The sequence below is a fragment of the Vibrio sp. AND4 genome (assembly GCF_000171815.1).
Classification (GTDB): Bacteria; Pseudomonadota; Gammaproteobacteria; order Enterobacterales; family Vibrionaceae; genus Vibrio.
In genome coordinates this window covers 1-6,134 of record NZ_ABGR01000056.1, presented here as the reverse complement: position 1 = coordinate 6,134, position 6,134 = coordinate 1, and the positions used below count along the sequence as shown (strand labels likewise).

The following is a 6,134-nucleotide window of genomic DNA, read 5'->3' as shown; positions in this document are numbered from 1 at the left end:
AAAGCCTTTCTTATCACTGCTGATGGTCGACGTTTCAGGCTTGATAGAGCGTGTCACTTCAAACTTAGAATCACCTGAAGTCAGTAGAGACCATGAATCACGAACCGCACCAAAAGACACTTCAACGCCATTGTCTGTCGCGATAATTTCACGTGAGTAAGTTGGATATGCATCTTCTACGCTGCGTATTGTGCTGTCGCTATTTTTGTATAGTTCACCATCGTCAGCGCGGTAATCCGACATCAACTCGCCGTCCCATTCACCTCGAATAACCAGATTATTCGGGTTTTTCACGGTAGTTTTAACAAGAGACGTACGGTTCGTCACAAAGCGCATTTCAAGTTCTGCAGTGATGCCGTTATCGCCTGTGTATTCTTGAATCAGCGCGCCAGGTTGAGAGTAAGCATCTATTAGTTTAAGCGGCATTACTGTGCCATCAACCACTAACGTTAGACGGTCGAAGCGCGCTGCCATGAATGATACGTATTCTTCCGTTAGTAACGCTGTCCCACCTAGGGCGATTTCACCACCTTGAGTATCTAACGTGTGACCATGCCATGAGCCGTTATCGAACAAAGGAATGTAGCGAAGATGACCTCCATGAAGATCGCGCAGTGCCACTGGCACACCAGCACGATCAATGGTGTTATGGAATTGAGCCGCTTTCAGTGGCACTTCCACACTCGAGTTATTATCACTGTTGTTGCATCCACTTAGTGTTAGAGCAACCCCGACAGCAATCGCACATAAAGAAGTCTTAAAGTGCATCTTATATCCCCCATTATATTGGCTTTCGGTCTTGCTCAGGCGAAACAAGGTCGAGACGTGTCCTGCCGGGTTTCGATGATGAAGCGTCAGCCCTATTTATTTCACTTTTGGATTTAAGAAGAGATCGGTTAATTTGTCTCTTCTTCGTTTGACCTATTTAAATAACAGGTCATTAATTTTGGATAGTGTCTATGATGCATTGATTACCAACTGCACCCGATTAATATAAACTCTCTGTATTACGATTAAATAGTTGCTATTTTTCGTTCGCCATCGAGATGGCTTTTAATAATTCACCATCAATATTCGGAATCGTGTCCGCAAGGAATATCTGATTACCCGGCGTGTAAGTCATCAATACGTTTCTCAGTCTTTTGCAGCCTTCTCCGCTCTTGTTTTGCACATCAAATTCTATCAGTTTGTTGTACACCTCATTCGCCAATTTCTCTTCTTGCTCTTCTGTGATAGCAATACGTCCCATGCAAATCGGTGGCCGCACATCATGACTAAACACCTCATCACGAAAACGCGTGGCGAACAAAGTATCAAGCTTGGAACCTTCTTCGAAAATAAAACGACCTTGATCTTTAAATCGGTATTTATCGTCACCTTTAAGCTCGATGTAATCCAGCATTTCCAATGCACGTAAATAAAGCGTAATCGAGGTAGGGGTCAATTGGTACCTGCTCACAATATCTTGCGGAGACCATTCCTTTCTACGTAACAAATATAAGAAATCAAACAGATAAGGATACCGGTAAAATATTTCACTGTTGGTGTCGGTAATAAATTGTTCATTTTCTTGTTGCAGTCTCTTACCACGCATAGATAATTCTACTAAGTCAGTATCTAAATAATTAGAATACAATAGTATTTTATCTAGCCCCAAAGAAGTATTGTGTAACTGTCTCTTAATTGTTGATAGCGGAATACCCATTCCTATGGAGAGGTCGGAATAGCAAATCCCTTTCTCTTTAATTTTCTCTCGTATCGCAGCGAGTAAATACGTTGCAGAATTATTCATCTAACAATGCCTGTTTTAATTTCTTTAGCACCCCTAATGATATATTCAAGAGAATCCTACTCTTGTGACGCACCTTCCATTTATTCCTAGAATTCTTTATCAGGTAAATCCATTTCAATGATAAGACTTTACCTAGCCTGAATTGAACGAGTTTTATCCCCAAGTGACTCCAAGGCCTAGGATTCAGGGCAAGCGTCTTTGCTAGTATGCTTGTTTACCGTTTTTTGACTTAAAGCCACCAGACCTTTGATTCGATGCCCTGTCTACAAGCCGAGTCATTCTCGCCAAACTAAACATCTGAGGCTACTTGGGTATACTCAATACATTCATCCTGACCATTTATTTTAATCTTTCCAGTCTGGCGATAAGTATAATTGTTTTGATATGTAAAATTAAGGCTGCAAGGATTTTAAGTAAAACTTTTCTCTTAGGAGTTTATTTTATTAGGTTAGAAGTATCAAAAAGTTGTACTCTGAGATTTATTATCGTGGAGGTTCACAAAAGAGTATCGACTCACTAGTAATTTATTGATTCAATGACCAGTAAAAACCTTGTTATAAGGAACGAGGAGATAGGTTAAATTAACCAAGATATTATTGAAGCGATATCATATTATCATCGGTATTTTTTAGCTTGATCACATAATTTATTGACCTACCAGCGAAGCGTATTTTGTATTCTTTCGCTATGTAGAGTGCTGCCTGCCATAGAGAAAATCCATTCAATATAAACTTCATTTTAGCGATGCCAGTTTAGGTTAATTTTCAACAAACTGACGTAAAAGGTCAAAAATTAAAAAGCGCCCTTACTTGGCTAAGTTAAGGACGCTTTTGTTTGTCTTTAAAAGTTTACCTTGAGCGGATAAATATCAGCATCGGCATCATGACAACGAACATCACTCCAACTAGCTGAAAAGTGTGTACAAATGCGACCATTTGAGATTGTTGTTCGAGCATGTTTTGGTATTGCTCTAGTGCAGCTGGGTCAGTGATCGATAACCCCTGTTTGCCAGCCCATTGATGCAGCACTGGGTTGTAAGGGTTAAATCCCTCACTCAATGCATGCCACTGCTGCTGACCATCGCGGTATTGGTAAGTCGTCGCTATGGATATACCAAACGAGCTGCCAATGGTGCGGAACAAGTTAAAAATACTCGCCCCTGCGACCGATTGTTCTTTAGGTAACGTCATGTACGCCAGCGATGATAGTGTCGAGAAGGTCAAACCTAGTCCCATCCCTTGAATCATACTTGGCATCACGATCCAGAAGGTATCGATCTCCATCGAGTACAAAGTCATGAGGTAGCTACCAATACCGATACAGGTTAGACCAAAAACAATCTTCAATCTTGGGTCAAATTGAGGGTTAATCACAATTACGAATATCAACATTGAAGCAGACGCTAGCCCCCTTGGTGCCATCAACATACCCGTGGTCGACACTGGGTAGTTCAACAAGCTTTCGAGCAGCATAGGCTGTTGAGTGGTCAAACCGAACATGGCCATCGACACCACCGCCATCATTAAGGATGAGACCATCAGGTTTTTGTCCCTGAGCAACCACAGCGGTGCAATCGGGCTCTTGGTCTTCCAACTTCGGTAGAGCCACATGATTAAGCCCATTACCGCAAGTAAAGCGGCGGTTTGGATAATGCGTGAGTTAAACCAATCTTCATCATTACCTTTATCGAGCACAAACTGCAACGCACCGACCCCGAGCGCCATATAGCCGATGATCCACCAGTCGAAGTTCGGTTTGGTTTTATTGCTGATGTGGATATAACGATAAATCAACGCAGTACACACCAAACCAAATGGTAAGTTGATGTAAAATATCCAACGCCAGTCAATGTTATCGGTAATGACACCACCGACCACAGGTCCCAAGATAGGACCAAGCAAGATACCGATAGAGAAGATCGCCATCGCCTTGCCTTTTTGCTCTGAAGGGTAAATTTGAACCAGTGTCGATTGCGCCAATGGGATGACTGAAGCACCAAACGCACCTTGGATAATACGGAACACCACCATCTCTTCGAGCGAGCCTGCTTGCCCACAGAAAGCACTGGCAATCACAAAGCCAATCACCGCCACCAGCATGACTTTGCGTTCACCAAAGCGCGATACCCAAAAGCTGGTCATCGGAATGAAGATTGCTTCTGCCATGCTGTAGCCAGTCAGTACCCAAGTGATTTGGTCTGCTGTTGCACCCAGCGCCCCCATCATGTGCGAAAGCGACACGTTGGCAACGGTCATGTCTATCAGCACCATGATGGCAGAAAGCATCACGGCGACGGTGGCGATCCCCCGCTTGTCGGCCGTAATCTCGTTACTCATTGTGCGTTACTTTGCAGATCAACAGTGACTTCAGAACTCGCGCCAACACGCAATTGTGGCGCACCCTCAGGAACTTCAAGCGTCAAGCGTACAGGGAAACGTTGTTTTATTTTTACCCAGTTACCTGTTGCATTTTCTGGCGGCATGAGTGAGAAAGACGTACCACTTGCTGGAGATAATTCTTCAACTTTCGCATCCCAAACCAAGTCTGGATACATGTCAATCACGACTTCGGCATGCATACCTGCTTTGATGTGAGTTAAGTCAGTCTCTTTAAAGTTTGCGCGCACCCAGTAACTGTCTTTCACAATCACGGGGAACAGAGTTTGGCCAATGCCGACAACAGAACCCGTATGTGTGTTGATTTCACCCGCGATACCATCGACAGGAGAAGTGATATCGGTATAGCTTAAATTCAGTTCAGCCTGTGCGAGTTGAGCTGCAGCTTGCTGAACCACAGCCGCTTCTGCGCCCTCTTCACCACGATTTGCGATCGCTTTTTCAACCGTTGCACGCGCTTGCTCTAGGCTGGCTTGCGCATTAGCAAGTTTATTTTTCGCGGTATCGAGGTCTTGGGCAGACGCTAATTTACGTTGCACCAGAGAGTTTGTTCGCTTGTATTCCACTTGAGCTTCAGTCAGGTTCGAACGTGCTGCATCCAAACCAGCCACCGCTTCGGTCACTTGTTTGTCGGCGACATCATGTTGTTGAACGGCCAATTGGTAAGCGGCTTTAGCCTGTTTTACTTCAAGTAGATAAGGGCGAGAATCAATCTTTAGCAGTAAATCGCCTTTATTGATGACTTGAAAATCTTTCGCTTCTACCGTTACCACCTGACCTTGAACCTGGGGAGCAACAGACAGAATTTTAGCTCTTATATAAGCATCTTCCGTACTCGGGTGACCGTCAGAGTATTGCCATGACCAGTACATCGCGCCAAAGGCAATTGCACAGACAAGCAAAAAAAGTATTTTGGTCAGGTTTGATTTCGAAGAGGATTGCTTCGCGATATCGTCACTCATTTATATTGTCCAAGTGTTCAATTATTGGATCAGTGTAGGATTTTTCAGCTCATGAACAACAAGATGATATGAAAGGTTAAGTTTCAATTTTGAGCATTGCCAAATCATTCAAATGATGTACAAAAGAGTAAAATCGCCTCCAAAGTATAGAAGAGGAAAGTTCAATTGGCTTGCTGTATCCGAGTAACCTCTAGATACCTGGTTCAGCAAAGAACAATGGGGCAGCTTTAATATAGAAGAGAGTGACCTTACCCACGTCGATTTAGACGGCTTAGACGTCCGTCGCACCTCTTTATACGGTGTTAAGATCTGCGACTGGCAACAAGAACAACTGCTAGCGCCATTTGGATTGATCGTGATTTAGGACGAGAGTCAGTTGTCAGAAAATAAAAGAAAAACGGAGGAAAGAAACCCTAACTTTCCCCCTGTGCGCAATAAAGGCTTTAAGTAAAGCGCAAAAGAAATTGAAGTCATGACACCTGAGTGTGGTGAACCCTTTCACTGTGGACTTGGCGGCCAAGCAGAATAAAAGATTTAGTGTCTCACCACTCTCTTTGCAAACACAGCGGAAGTGTATCCTTTGTCACAAAAAATTGGTGTAAGAGTATGTAAGACGCTGCAACCCTTATTATTTCAAATCCATAAAAGTTATTTGATTCAAAGGTGGCATGACATTGGGTATTGTTCACGCACTTTGGTCAGTGATTGTGTCGGCGATCTTAGTCTCGCAACTGGTTTGCCAACACATGGAGACAAGCCTTTGGGTTGGGATGGCGCTTATCGCAGCAGGTATGATGGTGATAAACTTCCTTCACGCACACTAAACCATAAGGCCGAAAATTGTCAGACGCTCAAAAACCATCCCTAGCCCTGTTTGATTTTGATAGCACCATAACAGATAAAGACATGTTCAGCGCCTTCCTCCACTATGCCGTTTCTGGCCCACGAAAATGGCTAGGGCAAGTTGTGATTCTGCCCTTTTAT

The 6,134-nt window shown here is 43.6% G+C and carries 4 protein-coding genes and 3 pseudogenes; 3 read left to right on the top strand and 4 right to left on the bottom strand.

From position 1 onward, the window contains the following. The 4 genes and pseudogenes from AND4_RS18165 to AND4_RS18150 form a co-directional block, all read right to left on the bottom strand. Positions 1-768, bottom strand: a pseudogene (locus AND4_RS18165) (alpha-glucosidase); the annotation flags it as partial. A 256-nt stretch (positions 769-1,024) separates the two neighbouring features. Further along, on the bottom strand, positions 1,025-1,792 hold the full coding sequence (locus AND4_RS18160) for a hypothetical protein (RefSeq protein ID WP_043991881.1): 768 nt from the start codon (positions 1,790-1,792) through the stop codon (positions 1,025-1,027). Between the two features lie 848 nt (positions 1,793-2,640). Then, the gene (locus tag AND4_RS18155; protein ID WP_009844444.1) at positions 2,641-4,128 is read right to left on the bottom strand and encodes a DHA2 family efflux MFS transporter permease subunit; all 1,488 of its coding nucleotides are present in this window, start codon (positions 4,126-4,128) and stop codon (positions 2,641-2,643) included. Next, positions 4,125-5,150 carry an HlyD family secretion protein gene (locus AND4_RS18150; protein WP_009844443.1) on the bottom strand — a complete coding sequence of 342 codons (1,026 nt, stop codon included), beginning with the start codon at positions 5,148-5,150 and terminating at the stop codon, positions 4,125-4,127. The genes AND4_RS18155 and AND4_RS18150 overlap by 4 nt, the downstream gene beginning before the upstream one ends. A 202-nt stretch (positions 5,151-5,352) precedes the next feature. Between AND4_RS18150 and AND4_RS19750 the strand changes: the two are divergent. The 3 genes and pseudogenes from AND4_RS19750 to AND4_RS20470 all read left to right on the top strand — a co-directional run. Then, positions 5,353-5,514: pseudogene (locus tag AND4_RS19750) on the top strand (fluoroquinolone resistance protein); the annotation flags it as partial. Positions 5,515-5,824: 310 nt separating this feature from the next. Then, positions 5,825-5,974, top strand: coding sequence for a hypothetical protein (locus AND4_RS18145; protein ID WP_241210263.1), 150 nt, complete (start codon positions 5,825-5,827; stop codon positions 5,972-5,974). Positions 5,975-5,990: 16 nt separating this feature from the next. Further along, positions 5,991-6,134: pseudogene (locus AND4_RS20470) on the top strand (HAD-IB family hydrolase); the annotation flags it as partial.